The sequence below is a fragment of the Pseudomonas reactans genome (assembly GCF_013385825.1).
Taxonomy (GTDB): Bacteria; Pseudomonadota; Gammaproteobacteria; order Pseudomonadales; family Pseudomonadaceae; genus Aquipseudomonas; species Aquipseudomonas reactans.
Map to the genome: position 1 here is coordinate 466,506 of NZ_JACAPG010000002.1, position 19,674 is coordinate 486,179.

The window sequence follows — 19,674 nt, forward strand, 5'->3', positions numbered from 1 at the left end:
ACGAAGCGTCGCATTTTTCGGCTTCGGCCAATGCCGCACTCGCGGCGGGGAGAGTTCATGAGTACCAATCACGGCGGCGGTTACAAGTGTCTGTGCCCGGCCTGCGGCAGCCGTATGCGCATCCGCAATTCGGAAGAGCAGACGCCAATTTTCAAAACCATGTACGGCGAATGCACCAACTTGGGCTGCGGCGCGACCTATGGCGGCTCGCTGTCCTGGGAGTACGAATTGACTTCGTCAGGCCTGGACCGCCCACGCGTCCGCCTCCCCGTCGCCCCTTCGGTCAAGCGCAGGCAGGCCATCCGCGACAGCGCCGAGAAGACCAACCAACTCGACATGCTCGCGATCCTGGAGGCCTAAGCCATGGAACTCGTCCAGCTCACCGCCCCGCAGCTCAACGACTACCGCACCGGCATGCAGTGCAACGCCGCTGCCTTCATCGAGCGCCACCAGCAGGAACACCTGCACGACGACAGCCTGTTCGACCGCGCCGTCAACCACCTGGTCGACGTGTGGGATGTACCCGTGTTCATGGCCGACCGCCTCGTACACCTGGCCATGACCGAGCGTTTGCCCAAGGGCCGCCGTTGGATCGGCATAGACATGGCCAGCGGCCCAGACTTTTGCGTTTTCCACGACCGCCGCGCCAACAAGATCGTTCAGGTGCCGAGCTCGAACAGGCTGCATAGCTTCCTGCAAGACCTGGCCAACCCGGCCCCACGCTAACCCACAAACTCCCAGCCCCACTCCCGTGGGTTTGGGGAAGTTGCATCCGTAATCCGAGGACGCGCCATGCAAAACGCCGTTGCGATCCAGCTGGACCTGCCCAAGCCCTGGGCTGAAGCGCTGCTCAGCAGCCTGCGCGCCGAGCTGCGCCGGAGCATGACCGAGCACTGGTATGACGACCGCTACCGCACCGTGCCGACTGGCCTGCGCAGCAACCGCATCCTCGACGACTACCCGGCCCTTGCCGGCCACAAACGCACCATCGGCGCGCTGCAAGCCGCCCTTGCCGCCAATCAGTAAGGCAACTCCATGACGATGCAAGAGAAACTCAGGGGCGAGGTGCTCCGCCGGATTGAGTCCGACTTCGGTCTCAAGCACATGACCGGTACCAACTACATGCGCAAGGGCAGATGCCCGGCGCATAAGTGCGGCAAGAACACCCTGTACACCTTCCACGACTCGCCCTGGATGCTGATCTGCGGCCGGCCGGAGGCGTGCAACCACCGCGTCCACGTCAAGGACCTCTACAGCGACCTGTTCAACGACTGGAGCGAGCAGGCGCCGTCCACCGCCGAGGAACCAACCGCCACCGCGCGCGCCTACCTTCAGTTTGCCCGGGGATTCCGCCTCGAGCTCATTGACGGCTGGTTCACCCAGGAAAACTACTGGAGCCGCGATATCGGCGCCGGTAGCGCCACCGTGCGCTTTCCCCTGGACAAGGGCGGCTACTGGGAAAGGCTGATCGACCGCCCCGAGCGCTTCGGCAAACAGAAGGCCCGCTTCAAGCCGGGCGAGAGCTATAAAGGGGTCTGGTGGTGCCCGCCTTCCCTCACGCTGGTGGACGTCGACGAGCTGTACATTGTCGAGGGCATCTTCGACGCCATCGCCCTACTGCACCATGACACCCCAGCCGTCTCCATGATGAGCAGCGCCCCCTTCCCCGAGGAGTCGCTCCGCGCCCTCAAGAAGGCATGCCAGGAAGCGGACAAGCGCCTACCACGCCTGGTCTGGGCGCTGGATAACGAGCCAGTGGCCAAGGCCAACATGCGCCGCTGGGCCAAGGAGGCCCGCGCACTGGGCTTCAAGTGCGACGCTGCTGTCATCCCGCAGCGCGGCTCCAAAAAGGTCGACTGGAATGACCTGCATCAGCGCTGGACCTTCATCGAGGGCGACGACGAGCGCGCCAAGCGCATCGAGCAAGACCTCGACGAGGCCCGCCACCAGGGCGCCCTGCTGCTGGCCGACTCGGCCGAGGAAAAGGGCCTGCTCATGTACGAGTGGGACGAGCGCAAAGAATTCCACTTTACCTACCGCTCCCGCCTGTACTGGTTCCACCTGGACCTGGAGAAGTACGAGCGCGCCGCACGCGAGCTGGAAGGCTCTGATCGCCAGGAAGATCAGTTGCTCAGCGACAAGCAACGGCGGGACAAGGCTCTGCGCCAAAGTACTTCCGTGGTGCGCATCGCCAACTGCAATTTCCAGGCGCTGTACTACATGCGCAACGACGTGACCCAAGAGGCCTGGTACTACTTCCGCGTGGATCGACCAGACACCCAGGCCATCAAGACAACCTTCACCGCCTCGCAGATAACTGCCGCACCGGAGTTTAAAAAGCGTCTACTCAACGAGTGCAACGGAGCCATGTTCACCGGCACCCCGCAGCAGTTAGAGCGCATGCTCGGCTTACAGCTCGACAACCTCAAGACCGTCAATACCATCGATTGGATCGGCTACACCCGCGAGCACGGCGCCTACGTTTTCAACGACCTGGCCATCGCCGGCGGAAAGGTGCACAAGCTCAACGAGGAGGACTTCTTCGACGTCGGTAAGCTGAGCGTGAAGTCGCAGAGCCAGTCACCTGTACTGCACATCAATCCAGACCTTAGCGCCTACAACGAAGGCTGGTTCGAACTGTTCTGGAAATGCTTCGGCGTGCGCGGCGCTGTGGTCCTGTCCTGGTGGCTGGGAGCCCTGTACGCGGAGCAAATCCGCCATATACATAAGTCCTACCTGTTCTTGGAACTGATCGGCGAAGCCGGCTCCGGCAAGACCACGCTGGTGGAGCTGCTCTGGAAAACCACCGGACGCACCGAGTACGAAGGCTTCGACCCGTCCAAGGCCACCCCGGCCAGCCGGGCGCGGAACTTCGCCCAGGTCGGCAACCTGCCGGTCGTGCTGATCGAGTCCGAGCGCGAGCAGAAGGAAGGCGCCCCGGTGAAGCACTTCGACTGGGACGAGCTCAAGACCGCCTACAACGGGCGCAGCGTGCGCTCCACCGGCGTGAAGAACAACGGCAACGACACCCGCGAACCTCCGTTCCGGGCAGCCCTTTTGATCGCCCAGAACAACGCTGTCAACGCCTCGGAGCCGATCCTCCAGCGCCTGGGTCATGTGCACCTGACCCGCGAGCACCAGACACCGGAAACCAAACTGTTCGCCGAGCAGTTGGAGCGCATGCCGGTTGAGCAGCTCAGCGGCTTTCTGATCAAGGCCCTGCAGCCCGAGGCTCAAGTCCTCAAGCTGCTGGATGAGCGTACCTCTGGCTACGAGCAGCAGCTGCTGGCCCTACCCGGTATCCGTACCGTGCGTATCGCCAAGAACCACGCTCAGTTGCGCAGCCTGGTGGACGCCCTCCAGCTCGTGGTTCCGTTGAGCGATGAGCGCGCCGATCTGGTCCACGCCGAGGTAGCGCGCATGGCCCAGGAGCGGCAGGAAGCTATCAACGCCGACCACCCCCTCGTGCGCGAGTTCTGGGACATGGTCGAGTTCCTCAACGGCCCTCTGGGCGATGCCGGCGGCAAGCTGAACCATTCCCGCAAGTCGGCCTTCTTCGCCATCAACCTCAACGAGTTCGTCGAGACAGCGGCCAACAAGCGCCAGCAGTTGCCGAACCTCAGCGAGCTTAAGCGCGTGCTCAAGACCAGCAAGTCGCCGAAATTCCTGGAAACCAACAAGCCGATCAACTCAGTCATCGCCGTCGACACCCACGGCGCGGCAAGGACGGTTCGCTGCTGGCTGTTCCAGCTCGTATAACCCCGCCGGCGCGGCAACGCCGGCATCAACCCCAAGGAGAAGCACCATGCAAGACGACAACGACCACTTCTACAGCAACCGCGGCGACACGCTGCTCACCCTGGTCATTAGCGGCCTGACCTTGCTGGCCCTCGCGCTGGCCGGCTACTACGCCCCGTCCCTGCTGGCCGTGGCCCTGCACTAACCCCAATGCCCGGACGCGGCAACGTCCGGGCAACCAACCCAAGGAGAAGCACCATGCAACTGAAAGTAGAACGCGGCGCACCCGCCACCGGCAAGACCATCCGCCTGCGCCAGATCGCCAAGGCCGACGGGCAAAGCGAGCAAGAGATTCTGATAGGCCGCCACTGCACACCGGACGCATTGGAGCGCTCGGTACTGTGGCTCGCGGGTCTAGGCGCAAATGTCATCTGCATCGACGAATGCAGCGAAGAACAGATTGCACTTTTGCAGGACCTGCAGCGCCGCCTGCCGGGCAACCTGACCATCCACGCCGTCGTGGCTAACTGAGGGGACGACCATGTCGCACTACTTTTACAAGTCCGAAGCCCCCGAAGTGGTGGCCATCGTCCAGGAGTTCTACCAGGCGAAAGATCTGCTGAATGAGCAACTGGTCGAGTTGGGCAAGCTGTTCGGCGGTGCTATCGCCCCGATGCGCGACATCACTTCGCACTTCGCCGGCGGCGTGAAGCTGTCCGCCAGCCGCGATCTGGACGTCCACTGGTGCCGTCCTGACGACTACGGCTACCGCAGCCTCCGCCAACAGGCAGTACCACCCAAGGGCATCACCAAGGAGCAGCGTGCAGCTATTCGAGCCGAGCACGAGCGCCTGCGCGAGTTATGGAAGGAACACTGCCCGCCTCGTCTGAACACCCATGGCTACTGGGGCCGGCTGAATGTGAACACCGGCAACCTGATGCTCGGTGGAGGTATCAAGTTTGAGCACCTGGGCGTGGCCTATTTCTGCCTCGGTTTCGATATCAACCAGGCCCAGCACGAAGCCAACGTCGCAGCCGGCAAACCAACGGCCGGCTGGATCACCGGCGCTGTGAAGATTCTGCCAAGCGAATACGAGGCCGCCCGCGTCGCCAAGTTGGGAGAGCGCGCATGACCACTCAAGCACTCGCAGACCTGGACATGCTGTTCGCTTTCGAGGATGTGGCCACCGCCAACAAGTGGTCGACGGCGCGCAACGAGGCCGATACCGGCTACATCGACCCGATCACCCAGGCACGCTGGGAAGGCTTCGAGCTGGCCCATGGCCCGCACGGCGTCCGCCCCACGGGTCAGCAGCTGTATGCGGAAATCAAGAAATCGAGCAAATACGCGCACCAGGCGAACTTGGCAAGGAGCCGGGGGGAGTACCCGTTCCCGGTTCGAGTCGTAGACGACCGCGGCGGCCTGTACTGCGTCGCTGGTGGACCAGGCGGCCAGTACCGCCTAACGGACGTGAATCTGTACGTGATCGAAGGCGGCAAGAAAGTCCGCGTCCGTTGACCACACAAAGGCCCCGCCGAGCGGCAACTCGGCAGGGCCTACCCCCCAAGGAGAAGCACCATGCACCACTTACAACAACACCATCGCTGGCCGTTACTGGTCATGGTCGCCGCACTGGCGGGCGTGACCGCCACGTCGGTGGCTCTGGCCATCGCCGCGCTGATCGACAACACCCTGCTCGCCGTTTTGTTCGCCTCGGCCGCGGTGGTCTTGGACCTGTTCAAGTACGTCGCCTGGCCGCTGGCCCTCGGCCTGCTGGTCGTGCGCCGAACCCTGTGCGCGCTGCTGATGATGGCCTGCGCGCTGGTCCTGGGCGCCGTCTCCGGCTGGGCCACTTACGACCGGCTCATGTCCTCGATCATCACCAGCCGCGCCGAGCACCAGGCTCGCCAGGGACAACGCCAGATCGACCTGGTGGAGCAGCGCGACGCAGACGCCACCCGCATCGTGCAGCTCGACAGCGATGCGGCAGCCGTCCACCAGCAGGCCAACGCACTGCGCGAGCGAGGCATGGTCACCCGCGCCCTGGAGCTGGAGACAGCCGCCATGGCACGCATCGACGCCGAACGGGAGCGCGCCCAGGTGCGTCGGGACCAGTCGTCGCAAGAGCTCACCGCCCTGCTGGCCCTGCCAGCCAAGGCTGCTGGCCTGCCGCTTGAACTGGCCACCCTGCTCTGCCTCGGCTTCGCCGCTGCGCTGGAGATTGTGCCGGCCCTGATCCTTTCCGCCCTACGTCCAGCACCCGCGCAGGGCGCCCCGGTACCAGTAGCAGCGGAACAGGAACGGACCGAGGAACAGCAACAGGAACGCCAGAAAACGGAGCAGGTACCAGCAGCCAGCGAAGGGCTGCCGACCGATTTGCTGCAGCTCATAGCTAGCACGGAAAGAGGAACGAAAGTGGCAGTGCGTCAGGTCGCCAAGGGCCTGCGGATAGGCAGTGACCGAGCCACCAAGCTGATGCAGAAGGCCGCCGAAGCTGGCCTGCTGAGCAAGACCGCCGCCGGTTACGTGGCGGCATAAAAGATGGCCCCGGAGGGCGGCAACCCTCCGAGACCGACCAACCCCAAGGAGAAGCACCATGCAAGTACAAAACCCCGAAGTCAGCGCCGAGAAGGCTACCACACTGCGCTATGACACCATCGTCATCCGCGGCGCCGCCGGCAAGGAACTCCCCAAAACCGTCGACGGCGGCGAAGTGGTCAGTTGGGCACGCGGGCATGAACTGGCAGCCGGCGATGCCCTGTTGGAGTTCGTCAACTACGTGGCCGATGCTGATTGCGGCATCAACCCTGAGCTGAGCGCCAAGGCCCGCAAGGCACTAGACCTGATGGAGCGGCGCAACAGGCTGGGCTGGGAGGCGGACGAACAGCCAGAAGACTGGCAGGCCTCGGTTAACCGTGCAGCACAAACGGCCCGCGAAGTGTTCAGCGAATCCCATGACGACGCCATCCAGGCGATTGAGTACATGCAGGCTCTGCTGCAGTTGGCTGACCCTGTCGTGCAAGGCGGTGACGTATGAAGCCCTGCACCCTCGGCAAGCGCCACAGCTGGACATTCGTCCGCAACGTCGTCACCAGCCATCTGAGCGGCCGTGTCGGCCGCATCACCAAGCGCGGGCTCTACCGCTGCGAATGCGGCGCCGCGAAATACGGTAATCCCGGCCATCAGGATGCAGGAGGTGCCCAATGACCAACCGCATCCGCCCGACCATGGCCAGCCACCGCCTGGACCTGCCCAGCATTTGCGACATCTGTGGCAAGGCCCGATCCACCCGCAAACACGCTGCCTGCAGCCGCACGCGCCAGCAACTCAAGCGAGAAGAGTGGGCCAGCTACATGGACAACATTGCCGCCAAGAAAGCCAAGGGAGGCCGCCACCATGCAAGCTGATAACACTTCGCCCATTACCATCAACGTCCGCCAGAGCACCGGCACCTATATCGCCAAGGCGAATGGCCACAAGCCAACCGCAAGCTGCACCACCGGACCGACACAGGCGGCTGAATCGCTGGCACGCAAGATCGGGCTGGCCCCCAGCATGCTCCAGGAGCGGCAACGTGACGGACTCGGCTACGGCTGCTCACGCTTCATACACTCCGGCGAACTGGCCACCAACACCAGCGACAAGGCGCACTGCCCAAACTGCGGCATTTGCCACACCCGCGAGGAAACCTGCATCGAGGCCAAGGCGCGCATCGGAGGTGTAGCATGAAAGAGCTGAGCACTCGCCAAGGCGACATCTTCTCAGCCGGCGCGCAACGCCTGCAGATGACCGAAAGCATCGAGCTGACGGTCCAGTCCCTGCAGGCCTACGGTGCCGATCACGATCACTGGGGCATTGCCTGGTCCGGCGGCAAGGACAGCAGCGCCACCCTCACCCTGGTCATTTGGCTGATCGACACCGGCCGAATCAAACCACCGAAAACTCTCACCGTGTTCTACGCCGACACACGCCAGGAGCTGCTGCCCTTGGCCAGCGCGGCCAGCAAGATCATGGACGAGCTGGAAGAGCGCGGAATCCGCGTCGAGGTGGTCATGGCCCCCATGGATAAGAGGTTCATGGTCTACATCCTCGGCCGCGGAGTCCCACCTCCGAACAACAACACGCTCCGCTGGTGCACTCGCCAGATCAAGATTGACCCTATGACCCAGGCGCTGGAGAAGCGCCTCGCCGACCTGGACGGAAACGTTCTGATGATCACCGGCGTGCGCCAGGGCGAAAGCGCGATCCGAGATAAGCGCATCGAGATGAGCTGTGGCAAGGACGGCGCCGAGTGTGGCCAGGGCTGGTACCAGAAGATACTGCCCGAGGCCAAAGGTCTGAAAGGGCGCCTCGCTACACTCGCTCCGCTGCTGCACTGGCGCGTCTGCCATGTCTGGGAATGGCTCAAGCACTGGGCACCTCTGGTTGAGTTTGGCGACTGGTCAACAGCAACCATTGCCGACGCCTACGGCGGCGACGAGGCTGAGGAAATCAACGCGCGCACCGGTTGTACCGCCTGCCCACTGGCAAGCGAGGACAAAGCGCTCGATACCATCCTGCTCAATCCGGCCTGGGCCTACCTCGCCCCGCTTAAACGCATCAGGGCCGTGTGGCGCGAGCTGCGCGAGCCTCAGCACCGCTTGCGCAAGGCCGGTATCGAGCGGTTGAAAGATGGGAGCATTGCCGCCAACCCACAGCGCATGGGGCCGATCCTGCTGGAGTCGCGCCTCATGGCCCTGGAACGCCTGCTCGGCATCCAGGCGGAAATTAACGAGGCCGCGCAACGCCTTGGTCGCCCCCTCGTGGACATGATCAACGCCGAGGAAGAGGCCCGAATCCGTGAACTGATTGCCGCCGAAACCTGGCCGGACGGCTGGGACGGCGACGAGCCGATCGCCACCACTCCACTCGACAAGGTCTACCCGGACGGCTCGGTCCAGCCGCTGCTGTTCCTGGAGGTGACCAATGACTGACCTCTTCTACCTGCAGGACAGCCGCAGCAACGTCGGCAGCCGGGCGATGTTCTGGCGCGAGGGCGGCGGCTACACCTCGAACCTGGACGAGGCAGAGCAGTTCAAACGCGAGTCCGCAGTCAAGCATTACGAGTGCCGCGAAACCGACCTGCCCTGGCCCGTGGACTATGTCCGCACCCGGGCAGAGGTCGGCGTTGACTGCCAATACCTCAACAGGTCGGAAGCCGAGGCATACCGCAACGAAGACGGCCGCGTATATGTGGCCTACGCCCGTGAGTGGGACGGCAACGATCTGGTATGGCGCGGCGGCAAAGGCCCAACCGCCAACCTGGAAGACGCCATCCACCCGGGGTCGGCAGATGCCGCTGGGTATTTGGCCCAAGGCTTCGAGCTGTGGCCATGCGGATACATCGTCGAGCGTTCCCGGCCGGTAGTCCTGGCCGCGCTGCTCGACCACAAGCAAGCACTGCGCTCGGTCGGCCTCAAGCTGCCCAAGCTTAAGCGCCCGCGCTCCCAGCGCTACAGCTACCGACTCAACTGCGACGGCTGCGGCCGCTTCCTCAGTGACCGCCAACGCTTCGAGGACTGCACCAACTGCGGCGCGAGGAATGCGCCATGAGCCGCCGTCTGATGGTCCAGGGCGGCCGCCGCTGTGGTCGCTTTAAACGCCTGCTGCCGCTGCTCCAGTACGCCCAGGGCAACGGCTGGTCAGTCGTTTACACCAACGGCGGACACCTGCGCTTTACCAAGCCTGAGCGGCCAATCATCCACACCAGCAGTACGCCGAGCGATTGGCGTGCTGTCCACAACGCCTTGGCCCTCCTGGCCAGAGCCGACCGGATGACTGTGGTGGAGCTTTCGCATGGGGTGGCCATCTACCATGGCTGACCAAGACGAACGCCAGCACATGCTGGAATGCGAGGCCAGGTACTGGCTCCGGCGTGGGAACACCACGCCAGAGAAAATTGCCGAGCTGAAAGAAACCCACCTCAAGAAGCGAGGCGAGCAGGCCGTCACCCGGCTGATCGAGGAAATGCGCAAGCAGTGGCGTCGCCGCCACGAATGGCTAGGGAGGGAGCATGGGTAACGACGTGCGGCGAGAAGGCAGCAGCTGCGATTCTCGGCGGTGGCCACAGGCCGTCGGCAGTACACTGGAGGCCCAGCCATGAGCGAACTCTCCCGCGTGCTGACATTCGACGACCTCAAGCGAATTACCGGATATGCCCGACGGGCAGACGTGGAGCGGACCCTGCACGAGCAGGGCATCCGCATTTTCCGGGGCCGCACCGGCCCATGGACCACCGTGGAGCTAATCAACCAGGCCGGCGGGCTGAAAGCCGGCACCCAGGAGCAGTACGGCGTCGAGATTCTATGAGACGATCCAGGAAGAACAACCCCAATATCCCCCAGCACATCGACCAGGCCGCTATCCCAGCGGCCGTTTTCTTTGACCACCGAGGCAAGGGAACCTGGTACACCCTGCACCGCGATGAAGCCGGCCGGCAGCGCCGGCAGAACATCGCCAGCTGTTCGGCCACGTTGGCCGAGCTGCACAAGATCATGGAAGTCCGCAACGGCATCGACCGCGAGAGCCTGAACCACCTGTGCGAGCAGTACCATGACAGCGCCAGGTTCAAGAGGCTCGCGCCGAAAACCCAGGACAGCTACACCTGGTCGCGCGACGTTCTGGCCAAAATTCCCACCAAACTGGGCAAACCCCTCGGCGAACTGGCCGCGCGCAAGTTCACCCCTGCGCTGATCCAGCGGATCATTGACCGGATCGCCGACGAGGGCACGCCGTCGAAGGCAGCCCATGCGCTGCGGTACCTACGCCTGGTGATGCAATGGGGCCGCAACCGCGGCTACCTGGACAGCAATCCGGCCATGGGCATCGAGGCGCCTGTAGAGCGCAAGCAGCGTCGGCTGCCGTCGCATGACGTGATGCAACGCCTGATCGAGCGCGCCCGTGAGCTGGGCCAACTGAAACGCGGGCAGAAGGACGCGGTACCTCCGCATCTGAGCTACGTCATGGAACTGGCCTACCTCTGCCGGCTGCGCGGCATTGAAGTTGTCACCCTGACCGACGCCAACGAGTTGGCCGACGGCGTGCTCACCAACCGGCGCAAGGGCAGCCGTGACAATGTGGTCACCTGGACGCCGCGCTTGCGAGCCGCCTGGGACGCTGCAAAGACCCGCCGCTCCCAAGTATGGAAAGCCCGGGGCACGGCCGTGCCGGTCAATCCCGAGAAACGCTTCATCATCACCGCCGACCACGGCGGCCCGCTGGGCAAGTCCGGCCTGGACACCGCCTGGAACCGCTTCATGCGTAACGCCATCGTGGCGGGCGTCATCACCGCCGAGCAACGCTTCGGCCTGCACGACCTCAAGCGTCGCGGTATCACTGACACCCCAGGCACCAGGGCAGACAAGCAGGAAGCCAGCGGCCACCGCGATGAGTCCATGCTCGACATCTACGACCTGAGCGTCCCGAAGGTCGCCCCCTCAGCTCTCTGACCCCCCCCGAAACCTGCGTAACAAGAGCGCCGGACTCCGCATGGAATCCGGCTGTCAGCGCTGTCATTACGTAACAAGCCACGACCTAAGTGACTGACCAGCAGGCCGAAAAGGGTTTTCTTGTAATCAGTAGGTCCCGGGTTCGACTCCTGGTGCCGGCACCATATCTCGAAGCCCCGCAATGCGGGGCTTTGTGGTTTCTGGGGTTTGGAAAATGACTTCTCCTTAACCCCATTCCATCCAAAATCGGTCCAATTTCATTTCTGGACGTCTTCCCCCCTCTTCCTCTCAAAAGCTCCCACTAGCGGATTCAACAAAACAACCTCCTCCATGTGACCAGGGCTGAAATGCTCTTACTTCTGAGTCATGGTCCAGGAAGCATGCCCAAGCACAAGCTGAAGAGTCACGATGTCACCGCCGTTCATCATGAAATGCGTCGCAAATAAGGCGAAGTTCGCCTTTACCGCGCAATATCTGTGGGAAATGGGCAAAGCGGTTCTGGATATCCTGCACCTGGCGATACAACCGGGTGGGCCGCACCCGCTGTAATTGATTCCAACGACGCCCAATACCACGTATCGGGCGCCGACTCATGCGTGCAAAGAGATCCCGCCCTCATTTCTGAACCTCACGCACTCAACATCAGCTCAATCTCCAGCCCCACAAATAGCAATCATTATCATAAACTCAGAGAGTATGCATAAACGCATAATTTCATTGTCCCGCTAACTGTATATATGTACAGTTCAGGTGTGCTCCTTGCTTTCCACCTAGCTGGGACATGTCTAAGAGATAACACCCACGACATTGACAGAAATACGCTTCCCATCTGAGATAAGGATATTCCTGATGACTAACTTAAAATGCTCTACCTACGTTAGGGCAGCAAGTGCCCTGGGCCTTTCGGGCACTCAACTGAATGAACTATCCATTTCCATCCGTTGCTGCGTGAGTGGCCAAGTCATGACAAAACGAACTCGTAAAGGGGTACGGTCATGAGCGAAGCGATGGAAATCGGCCCCGTCAGAATCACCGCTTATAAGGAACAAACGTATGGAAGTGGGCCAGTGGGCGGCGGCGGCTACAGCGACGATTTCGGGAATAGCGCGATAGGACGAAAAGTCGCGGCGAATGCTAAAAAGGAAGTCAGTGAAAAATACCGGGCTACCATCATTAGTGCGGTCGCGGCGCGAGAAGCTGATTATGCTGCCAAACGTCAGTTGATTCCTGGAGAGCTTCAGAAAAAAATCGAAGAAGACAAGCGCATCAACGGTATTAAAACGGATGATCGAGTTGCCAACCTGTGGAGTGAGATCAGGTCAATGGAGAACGTTATCTCGCAGACCTCTCTGGATGTTATTTCACTTCAATCGGTAGCAAACAGTTTTTACAGACGCGACTTTTTCGACCAGCCTGTCACTCAATTTATTACAGAAGCGGCTGCGCGCTTGGCATATCGGATAGCCGCTCCAGAAACCAGTTTTGACGAGTGGCAGAAATCCCTTCATGCAGCTTATGGGGTTAAGCGGCTCAACGATGTCACTGATGTTGCAGCGAGATATAAAGATAAGGTAAGAACCGAGGTCGTTGATATTGAAGCCGCCATTAAATTCACATCAGATTTTTACGCAGAAGCCGGGGTTAGGTTCGGTGATAGCGCGTCAAAGCTAGCGAGTGATTTGGCCGATAGCGCTCAAGGAAAGAAAATACGTAGCGCAGACGAGGCGTTCAAAGCATTCGACAAATACAAAAACGCGCTGGATAAAAAGTTTAGCGTTAAAGATAGAGCAGCAGCAGCTAAATACATTGATTCAATAGACTATGAAGCAATAGGCAAAGCGGCAACCAAGTTCAGCAAAGGTTTGGGATACGTCGGCCCCGTCATTGACGCTAAAGACAGTATAATTGAATTTATGAACTCGATGGAGTCAGGTGACTGGAAGCCATTTTTCTTGAAGCTCGAATCCATTGCGCTTGGCCTTGCTGCAACAGCGTTTGTTGGAATTGCGTTTGGTTTTATCGCAACAACGCCAATGGGCATATTGGCATTTGCTTTTATTGTTGCAGCTACTGGAGCGGCTATCGATGATAACTTTGCTGAAAAACTAAACAAATTCGTTTCCAGCCTGTAAAAATAACGCTGCCATTATGGCAGCGTTATTTTTTTACACACAGCCATATCAGATACCCGCCTCCAAGCGGAATAGCAAAACCGAAACACAACAACCATAAAAGTGCGTAGCCTCCACTCCTAGCACCCGTCATGAGTGGAGCGGAACTCCAAACGTCTTTCCCTGCATACCGGAAAGCGATATTTTCTATCAGGCGTTTCGAAAGCGGAAATAAAAATGCGCTTATACAAGCCACTATAAAATATAGAGCTTGATACCCGCTCGACTTGGAAGCGTAAACACATATAGCAAACAAAACCAAACCAATAAACAAATTCTTAAAATAATAAATCCTTTCCAAAAAACCACTCCTTTTTACACTGCACACTGATAACTCGCATGCAATTTTTATACAAACCGCCTTTCACAGGCATCGACAGCCTTTAAGGTTACTACAGGTTCCAAACGGATGCCGATCAATTCATAAGTCAGTAGGTCAAGATTCATCGCCAAAACGCTCAGCAACAAAAAAGGCACATACCCAAACCGGGCAAGTGCCTTTTTCACATCCACGACCCGCCAATCACCGCGCCAACATAAACGTCTCATACTCCAAATCTTCCAGCGCCGACGACAACCGCGCCAGCCCCAGCAACACGCACACCAGCAACGACAGCGTAAACCCATACCCAAAGAAGCTAGGCCCCAGGTGCATGCTGAGCAGGGTCAGGGCGGCGTTGAGCACGGCGAACAGTACGCACAACTCCAGCACCACACGGCGTTTGTCGAGGTAGAAGAACACGTTGAGCAACGCCATGAATACTACTTGGATGCTCACGCCGATCAGGTCGATGTAGAACAGCGGCAAGTAGTAGCTGGAGATGCCGATCCACTCCAGCAGGCGCGGGGCGAAGAGGAACAGCAGCACCACGGTGAGGCCTTGGACCTTGCAGATTTCCAGCAGGCCCTGGCGGATGGAGAGGGTCATTTCGGTTTTCAGCGAGCCGATGTGCTGCAAGGTCTCGCCGTCGCGAATGGCGCGGAACAGGCGGTCGTACCATTCGGCGAAGTCGGTTTCGATGCGCACCAGGAATACGGCCATGCCGGGGATGATCGCCAGGTAGGCGATGAAGATCGGCATGTCGTAGAGGATGGAGGCGCGCAGCGGGCCGATGACCGCATTGGAGGTGCCGGGGTTGAACCAGAACAGGATTTTGTCGACCCAGATGCCGAAGTTGTAGAAGAACCCGGTCACCAACAGGCTGAGGAAGACGTTACGACGATTGAGGAAATCGAAGGCAATCATCTTCTCGGCGCGGTATTCGCGCAGGATGTCGTACAGGTACAGGAACAGCAGGCTGCCGTGCCCGATCAACAACGCCAGCAACAGGCCAGGCATTTTCAGGAAGCTAAGCAGGTAGGCGCTCGCCACCATCAGCGAGTAACCCACCACCATCACCAGCAGGATGCGGTTGTACTTTTTCATCCCCGAGAGAAAGATGATCACCAGCCACAGGTTGCACAGCACCACGAAGTTCGACAGCACCAGCACGCGGTAGATCAGCGGCTGATCGAACAGTACCGCCAGCACGATGATCCCCAGCACCCCGGCGCCGACCGTGACCATCAACAGGATACCCAGCAGGTTGGGCAGGATCTGCTCGTAGTTGTGCTCGAACAACTGGTCGGACACGAAGCGGGTAAAGAACAACTGCAGGCCGCCCGTGAGGATCAACGAGCTGGCCATCAGGTAGGTCACCGTGACCAGGAACTGCCCCACCAGCGCGTTGGGCAACAGCAGCCCAAGGCTGATGATCCCCACCAGCATCACGCTGATGATCGACAGCACCCACGGGCCGGAGCTGATCAGGCCCGCGTACACATAAGCGTGCAAGGTGGCGGTGTATGAGTCGCGCGAGAGGATCTTGCGCAGTTCGAAGCCAATGCCGGCCATTTAACTGTTCTCCATGGCTGCCTGGTACAGGTCGCGGTAGCGCTGCAGCATCAAGGCTTCGGTGTAGTAACGGTTGACCCGCAGCAAGCCGGCGGCCTGTGCAGCCTTCCAGCGCTCGGGGCTACGCAGCAGTTCGAGGATGGCGGCGGACGTGGCCTGTGGGTCGGCAATCGCCACCACCTTGCCCGCCACGCCCAGGTCGCGGTCTTCGGCGCTGCCGCCTTCGATCAGTTCGCGGCATGAACCCACGTCGCTGCTGATCACCGGCGTACCGGCAGCCCAGGCTTCGAGGATCACCAAGGGTTGCGCCTCGCTGATCGAGGTCAGCACCATCAGGCCCAGCTTGGGCAAGATGTCCTGGATGCGCTGGAAGCCCAGGAAGTGCACTTTGCCTTCAAGCCCCAAGCTCGCCATCAAGCTGCGGCATTCGCTGACGTATTCCGGGTCTTCCTCTTCGGGGCCGACAATCCAGCCTTCGGCGTTCGGCATGGCACTGATCACACCACGCATGGCGCGCAGGAAGGTTTTCACATCCTTGATTGGCACCACGCGCCCGATCAAACCCACGACAGGCGCAATGCCCGGCTCACGGGTTTCCATGGCGCGGGACCACTGCGACAGGTCGATGCCATTGGCGATCAACTCCGTACGGCTCGGGTCGGCACCATCCTTGATTTGGCGCTGACGGTTGCCGTCATACAAGGCAATGATCTTGTCGGCGCTGTTGTAGGCCAGTTGGCCGATCCGTTCGAAGTAGCGCACCCACAGCGTGCGGATGTACCCCGAGCCTCCGTCGAGGCTGCGGTTGAGCGCCTGCCCGGAGGTTTCGGCAATCCACGTGGCCTGGGCCAGGTCGATCTTGCGCTCCTTGGTATAGATGCCGTGTTCGCTCAGCAGGTAAGTGCACTTCCAGCGATGCTTGAGGATGCAACCCAGCAGCCCGGCGTAACCGGTGGAGATCGAATGCAGCACGCGCGCCGGCGGCATCTTGCGCGAGGCTTCGGCGAGCATCAGCAAGGGCGACTGCAACGAGCGCAGGGTCCAGAAATAGTTGACGAAAGAAGGGTCGGCGCAATGCTGGCGATAGCCTTCACTGAGGGTTTCCCAACTGGCCCGGCTGCGCAGTACATCATCCAGGGTCATGTGGCCCTCGGCGATGCAATTGAGCATGCGCTCCCCCAGCGCCCGCTCGGGCGGATCCGGGTGATGCAAAAAGCGATACAGGTCGGCCAGCTGCTGCGGGTCGGCATCGCGTGGCGTACCACGGGTGTCGGCGGGGTGCGTCGCGTCTTCGAGGAACATCTCTTCGATGTGCAACACGTTCGCCGGCACTTCATAACGCCGCGAGGTATACGCCGAACGCTGACCACCGATGAACATCACCGAAAACGTCAGTTCCGGCAGGCCGAGGATCATCTGGTGAATCCAGCTCGATACACCGCCGCGCACGTAAGGCCAGGTGCCTTCCAGCAGCAGGCAGATGTCGGCCGTCGGGGTGGCTTCCTTATGATTCATTCCAGCTCCTCACCAACTCAGCAAAAGGTGGCCGCTGACGGGTTTTTTCCGGCAGGCTGGCGAGCAGTCCGGGGATCTCGTGATAGCGCCCCGCCTCGAACGCCAGTTCGGCATGAAAAGGCAGTAACTGAGCCGCACCCAGGCCGTTTCGCTCAGCCTCGTGCAAAAGGGCTTCAGCGCGCTCATTTTCACCGCGTTCCAGAGCAATACGGCCGGCCAGCAACAACAGCTCACCGCCCTCACCGGCCGCCAGGCCTTGCTCGGCATGTTCACTGGCTTGGCTCAGCACGTGCTCAAGCACACTGCCTTGGGCCAGGCCGAGGTAGGCCAGCTCCCAATACCAGCGCGCCAGCATGCTGTGCACCGGGCCGGCCGTGCGAGGGCTGACGCCCGCCAACTGCTCCAAGGCCATCTGGATGTGCAGGTTGATGTCGCTTTCCTGCTTGTCGAGCATCGAGTACGCCAGCAGACGAACGTCATCACTGGGGTCACCCAAGGCCAGCTTGAGGATGGGCACTGCGTCCTTGCCCGGCATGCGGCGTGTCGCCAGCAGGGCGGCCAGCCGCTGATCGGGGTTGGGCGCGTGACGCAACACGTCCTGCAACCCCCCATCGGCGAAGATCGGCGTGCGCGTCTGAGCTTGCGCACGGAACGGCAGGCCCGGAATGCCGACCGATTGCCACGCTTGCTGGTCGCGTTTACGCGGCAAATACAGCGCCGGGAAAATCGACGCCACCACACCCAGGGTGCCGATCACCGGCACAAAGAACGCCAGGCTGAAAATGAACAACGGGCTCCACGGCAAGGGCGCCCGGTAGCGTGCCGGCAACAGCAACCAGACGGCGCCGCAGAGCATCAGGCAGGCCAATCCGTGGCTAAAGGTGAATACCAGCAATTGGTGGACCTGCGGCGCATCGAGCCACAAACTGGCCCAACTGCCCGCCTCCAACAACACGGCGCCGCTAAACAGCCACTTGCTGATCATTCAGGCCACACTCGTTGTAAAGGAAGTTACGCAGCCCGTTGCGATCACAGCCAGGCTCCAGATTGAAAGGCATGACCCGTACACCCAGGCTGTCCAGATCCGTGTCGATGCCAAAATGTTCGTGCAGCAACAGGCCGATACGTGCGAGGTAGCCTTGGGTGCCTTCCGGGCTGGTCAACGGCAACAGCACCAGCAACAACGCGTGATCGCGGTTATTGCGCACCGGCAGGTGCAGGTCCAGGCCACGTTGGCTGCGCGCCATCAAGCGTGTCAGTTCGTCGTTGGCGCGTGTCATCTCGAACGCGAACAACCCGGCAGGCAACGTGTGTTGTTCCACATCCACCAGTGACCGCTTGAGTTGCAACGAAAATTGCTGGGCGTCCGCATCGGGCAGGCGCAGCACTTGCGAATCGCGGCGCAACAGGTCGGCAATGTGGCCAGCCAGCAGTGACAAGAGGCTCAGGGTGCGATCCTGGAACGCAAAGAACGGCATGTGCCGAACCGCCAGGACCGCCAGCAGACGGCCTTCGGCATCGATCAACGGGATGCACGCCTGCAGCGAGGAAAACTGCGCGGCGTTGCCAGCGTCGATCAGTTCCTGACGCACGCTCACCAGTTCGCCGCGCTCCAGGCACAGTTTGATCAAACCGTCATCGGTTTCCAGCGGCCCCATCACGCCGATCATCGCCAAGGCCTGGGGCAGTACGTTTTTCTCGCTGTCGTCGACGCGGTACAGGCCCGCCACACGTAGTGCACCGTATTGGCCGAGCATCGCCACGATCGGCTCGGCCAACTCGCTCAGTGCGTCGCCTTCGACCGGCATGCCACGCAGTTTTTCACGCAGGCCCAGCAACGAGCTGCGCAGGCTCTGGTCACTGCCGGCCACGCGTTGCTCCAGCAGGTCATGGGACACCCGCAGGATCTGGTGGGCGCGGGTGAACTCGTCGAGACGGTACTGACGGTATTCGTTAGCCATCTGCAGGCGCTCCAGGCGGCGCACCCACAGGTCGCGCACCTCGCCCACCAGCATCCCGCACACCAGCACACCGACGATGAACGACGGCTCAAGCTGGGTGTAACCTTCATGCCCGGTGTAGCGCAGGGCAAACAGCGCCGCCACCAGCAACACGGCGCTGAACAGGCCGCGCACAAAACCGTAACGCACACCCAACAGCAGCGGCGCCAGGATTGGCCAGGGGAAACCACCGTGCATCTGCAACGGGTCTTCGGGAGTCAGCCAGAAGCCAAGACCAATGGCCAAGCCCGTCACCAATAGCGTTTCCAGCCAAGACACCGGCCCGCTGGCGCGAGGCGCCAGGCTGTAATCCATGTGTGGAGAATTCATTGCGTTCACTCGAATCGAAGGGCGCCAACCAATTTGTCGATTACCGTCTGAGCATTGCCCGCCAGGCTTTCACGGGACCAGCCGGCGCGCGCGCCGCTTTTGCTCCAGAGCACACGACCGCTGTTGGCTTCCAGCACGCGCAGGCTGATGCCCACCGCTGGCTCGCCGTCCAGGCCGTTCTTGTACTGCCACTCTTCGACGCTGCCGGCGACGACGTAATCGAGCTTCTGCTCACGGGCCCATTCCAGGGCACCGGTGAGGCGCTCATTGTCGTCCATCAGCGCCTGTTCGCCCTGGGTGCTGGTTGGGTAGACCCGAGGTTGCAGGCCGTGGCTGCTGAGTACGCTGAGCAGGATCTGCTCGCTGCGCTCACCCGCCTGCGGGGTCTGCGAATAGTTGATCATCGGCACGATGCCCCACTGCGCATTACGCGGCAGGTTCGGGCTGTTTTCACTGGTGAAGCTGGAGCAGCCGGCGACGAACAGGACTGTCAGAGCCAGGCTCAGGTTACGAATTGCTTGCATAGGTTTTTCTCCCGT

General features: G+C 61.1%; 27 protein-coding genes. 21 read left to right on the plus strand and 6 right to left on the minus strand.

The window, feature by feature from the left end:
* Positions 1-57: 57 nt before the first annotated feature.
* The 21 genes from HX868_RS02170 (at position 58) to HX868_RS02270 (ending at position 13,357) form a co-directional block, all read left to right on the plus strand.
* Positions 58-360: an ogr/Delta-like zinc finger family protein gene (locus HX868_RS02170; RefSeq protein WP_122428401.1), complete on the plus strand. Its 303-nt coding sequence runs from the start codon at positions 58-60 to the stop codon at positions 358-360.
* Positions 361-363: 3 nt separating this feature from the next.
* Entirely contained in the window at positions 364-726 is a 363-nt protein-coding gene (locus HX868_RS02175) for a hypothetical protein (protein ID WP_177001756.1), read from the plus strand.
* Positions 727-792: 66 nt separating this feature from the next.
* On the plus strand, positions 793-1,026 hold the full coding sequence (locus tag HX868_RS02180; RefSeq protein ID WP_010213975.1) for a hypothetical protein: 234 nt from the start codon (positions 793-795) through the stop codon (positions 1,024-1,026).
* Positions 1,027-1,041: 15 nt separating this feature from the next.
* Positions 1,042-3,759, plus strand: coding sequence for a toprim domain-containing protein (locus tag HX868_RS02185; protein ID WP_177001880.1), 2,718 nt, complete (start codon positions 1,042-1,044; stop codon positions 3,757-3,759).
* Positions 3,760-3,805: 46 nt separating this feature from the next.
* Complete coding sequence (locus tag HX868_RS02190) at positions 3,806-3,943, plus strand: hypothetical protein (RefSeq protein ID WP_176561380.1); 138 nt, start codon at positions 3,806-3,808, stop codon at positions 3,941-3,943.
* A 53-nt stretch (positions 3,944-3,996) separates the two neighbouring features.
* Positions 3,997-4,269: a hypothetical protein gene (locus tag HX868_RS02195; protein ID WP_177001757.1), complete on the plus strand. Its 273-nt coding sequence runs from the start codon at positions 3,997-3,999 to the stop codon at positions 4,267-4,269.
* A 10-nt stretch (positions 4,270-4,279) separates the two neighbouring features.
* Positions 4,280-4,870, plus strand: coding sequence for a hypothetical protein (locus tag HX868_RS02200; protein ID WP_177001758.1), 591 nt, complete (start codon positions 4,280-4,282; stop codon positions 4,868-4,870).
* Complete coding sequence (locus HX868_RS30575; protein WP_218168464.1) at positions 4,867-5,256, plus strand: hypothetical protein; 390 nt, start codon at positions 4,867-4,869, stop codon at positions 5,254-5,256. Before HX868_RS02200 ends, HX868_RS30575 begins: the two co-directional genes overlap by 4 nt.
* 60 nt (positions 5,257-5,316) lie before the next feature.
* Complete coding sequence (locus tag HX868_RS02210; protein WP_177001759.1) at positions 5,317-6,276, plus strand: hypothetical protein; 960 nt, start codon at positions 5,317-5,319, stop codon at positions 6,274-6,276.
* A gap of 58 nt (positions 6,277-6,334) precedes the next feature.
* Entirely contained in the window at positions 6,335-6,775 is a 441-nt protein-coding gene (locus HX868_RS02215) for a hypothetical protein (RefSeq protein WP_177001760.1), read from the plus strand.
* Entirely contained in the window at positions 6,772-6,945 is a 174-nt protein-coding gene (locus HX868_RS02220; RefSeq protein ID WP_177001761.1) for a hypothetical protein, read from the plus strand. Before HX868_RS02215 ends, HX868_RS02220 begins: the two co-directional genes overlap by 4 nt.
* Positions 6,942-7,145 (plus strand): hypothetical protein, encoded by a 204-nt coding sequence (locus tag HX868_RS02225; RefSeq protein WP_177001762.1) that lies wholly within the window; start codon positions 6,942-6,944, stop codon positions 7,143-7,145. The genes HX868_RS02220 and HX868_RS02225 overlap by 4 nt, the downstream gene beginning before the upstream one ends.
* Positions 7,135-7,467, plus strand: a complete 333-nt coding sequence (locus HX868_RS02230) for a hypothetical protein (protein WP_177001763.1) — start codon at positions 7,135-7,137, stop codon at positions 7,465-7,467. The genes HX868_RS02225 and HX868_RS02230 overlap by 11 nt, the downstream gene beginning before the upstream one ends.
* Complete coding sequence (locus tag HX868_RS02235; protein ID WP_177001764.1) at positions 7,464-8,711, plus strand: phosphoadenosine phosphosulfate reductase domain-containing protein; 1,248 nt, start codon at positions 7,464-7,466, stop codon at positions 8,709-8,711. The genes HX868_RS02230 and HX868_RS02235 overlap by 4 nt, the downstream gene beginning before the upstream one ends.
* On the plus strand, positions 8,704-9,330 hold the full coding sequence (locus HX868_RS02240; RefSeq protein WP_177001765.1) for a hypothetical protein: 627 nt from the start codon (positions 8,704-8,706) through the stop codon (positions 9,328-9,330). Before HX868_RS02235 ends, HX868_RS02240 begins: the two co-directional genes overlap by 8 nt.
* On the plus strand, positions 9,327-9,599 hold the full coding sequence (locus tag HX868_RS02245) for a hypothetical protein (protein WP_010213995.1): 273 nt from the start codon (positions 9,327-9,329) through the stop codon (positions 9,597-9,599). The genes HX868_RS02240 and HX868_RS02245 overlap by 4 nt, the downstream gene beginning before the upstream one ends.
* Positions 9,592-9,798 carry a DUF7696 family protein gene (locus HX868_RS02250; RefSeq protein WP_177001766.1) on the plus strand — a complete coding sequence of 69 codons (207 nt, stop codon included), beginning with the start codon at positions 9,592-9,594 and terminating at the stop codon, positions 9,796-9,798. Before HX868_RS02245 ends, HX868_RS02250 begins: the two co-directional genes overlap by 8 nt.
* Positions 9,799-9,876: 78 nt before the next feature.
* Positions 9,877-10,086 carry a DUF4224 domain-containing protein gene (locus HX868_RS02255; protein ID WP_177001767.1) on the plus strand — a complete coding sequence of 70 codons (210 nt, stop codon included), beginning with the start codon at positions 9,877-9,879 and terminating at the stop codon, positions 10,084-10,086.
* The gene (locus tag HX868_RS02260; protein WP_177001768.1) at positions 10,083-11,225 is read left to right on the plus strand and encodes a site-specific integrase; all 1,143 of its coding nucleotides are present in this window, start codon (positions 10,083-10,085) and stop codon (positions 11,223-11,225) included. The genes HX868_RS02255 and HX868_RS02260 overlap by 4 nt, the downstream gene beginning before the upstream one ends.
* A 408-nt stretch (positions 11,226-11,633) precedes the next feature.
* Positions 11,634-11,774, plus strand: a complete 141-nt coding sequence (locus HX868_RS02265) for a hypothetical protein (RefSeq protein ID WP_177001769.1) — start codon at positions 11,634-11,636, stop codon at positions 11,772-11,774.
* 446 nt (positions 11,775-12,220) lie between these two features.
* Entirely contained in the window at positions 12,221-13,357 is a 1,137-nt protein-coding gene (locus tag HX868_RS02270) for a colicin-like pore-forming protein (protein ID WP_177001770.1), read from the plus strand.
* Between the two features lie 25 nt (positions 13,358-13,382).
* On the opposite strand, the gene HX868_RS31010 is transcribed toward HX868_RS02270, so the two are convergent.
* The 6 genes from HX868_RS31010 to HX868_RS02300 form a co-directional block, all read right to left on the minus strand.
* Positions 13,383-13,724, minus strand: a complete 342-nt coding sequence (locus HX868_RS31010) for a colicin E1 family microcin immunity protein (RefSeq protein ID WP_343047939.1) — start codon at positions 13,722-13,724, stop codon at positions 13,383-13,385.
* A 195-nt stretch (positions 13,725-13,919) separates the two neighbouring features.
* Positions 13,920-15,290: an exopolysaccharide Pel transporter PelG gene (gene pelG, locus HX868_RS02280; protein ID WP_016979094.1), complete on the minus strand. Its 1,371-nt coding sequence runs from the start codon at positions 15,288-15,290 to the stop codon at positions 13,920-13,922.
* Entirely contained in the window at positions 15,291-16,805 is a 1,515-nt protein-coding gene (pelF, locus tag HX868_RS02285; protein WP_177001772.1) for a GT4 family glycosyltransferase PelF, read from the minus strand.
* Positions 16,795-17,790 (minus strand): HEAT repeat domain-containing protein, encoded by a 996-nt coding sequence (locus tag HX868_RS02290; protein WP_095014304.1) that lies wholly within the window; start codon positions 17,788-17,790, stop codon positions 16,795-16,797. The genes pelF and HX868_RS02290 overlap by 11 nt, the downstream gene beginning before the upstream one ends.
* On the minus strand, positions 17,768-19,135 hold the full coding sequence (locus tag HX868_RS02295) for a PelD GGDEF domain-containing protein (protein ID WP_246355465.1): 1,368 nt from the start codon (positions 19,133-19,135) through the stop codon (positions 17,768-17,770). Before HX868_RS02295 ends, HX868_RS02290 begins: the two co-directional genes overlap by 23 nt.
* Before the next feature lie 5 nt (positions 19,136-19,140).
* Positions 19,141-19,659, minus strand: coding sequence for a hypothetical protein (locus HX868_RS02300; protein WP_016979090.1), 519 nt, complete (start codon positions 19,657-19,659; stop codon positions 19,141-19,143).
* Positions 19,660-19,674: the final 15 nt, after the last annotated feature.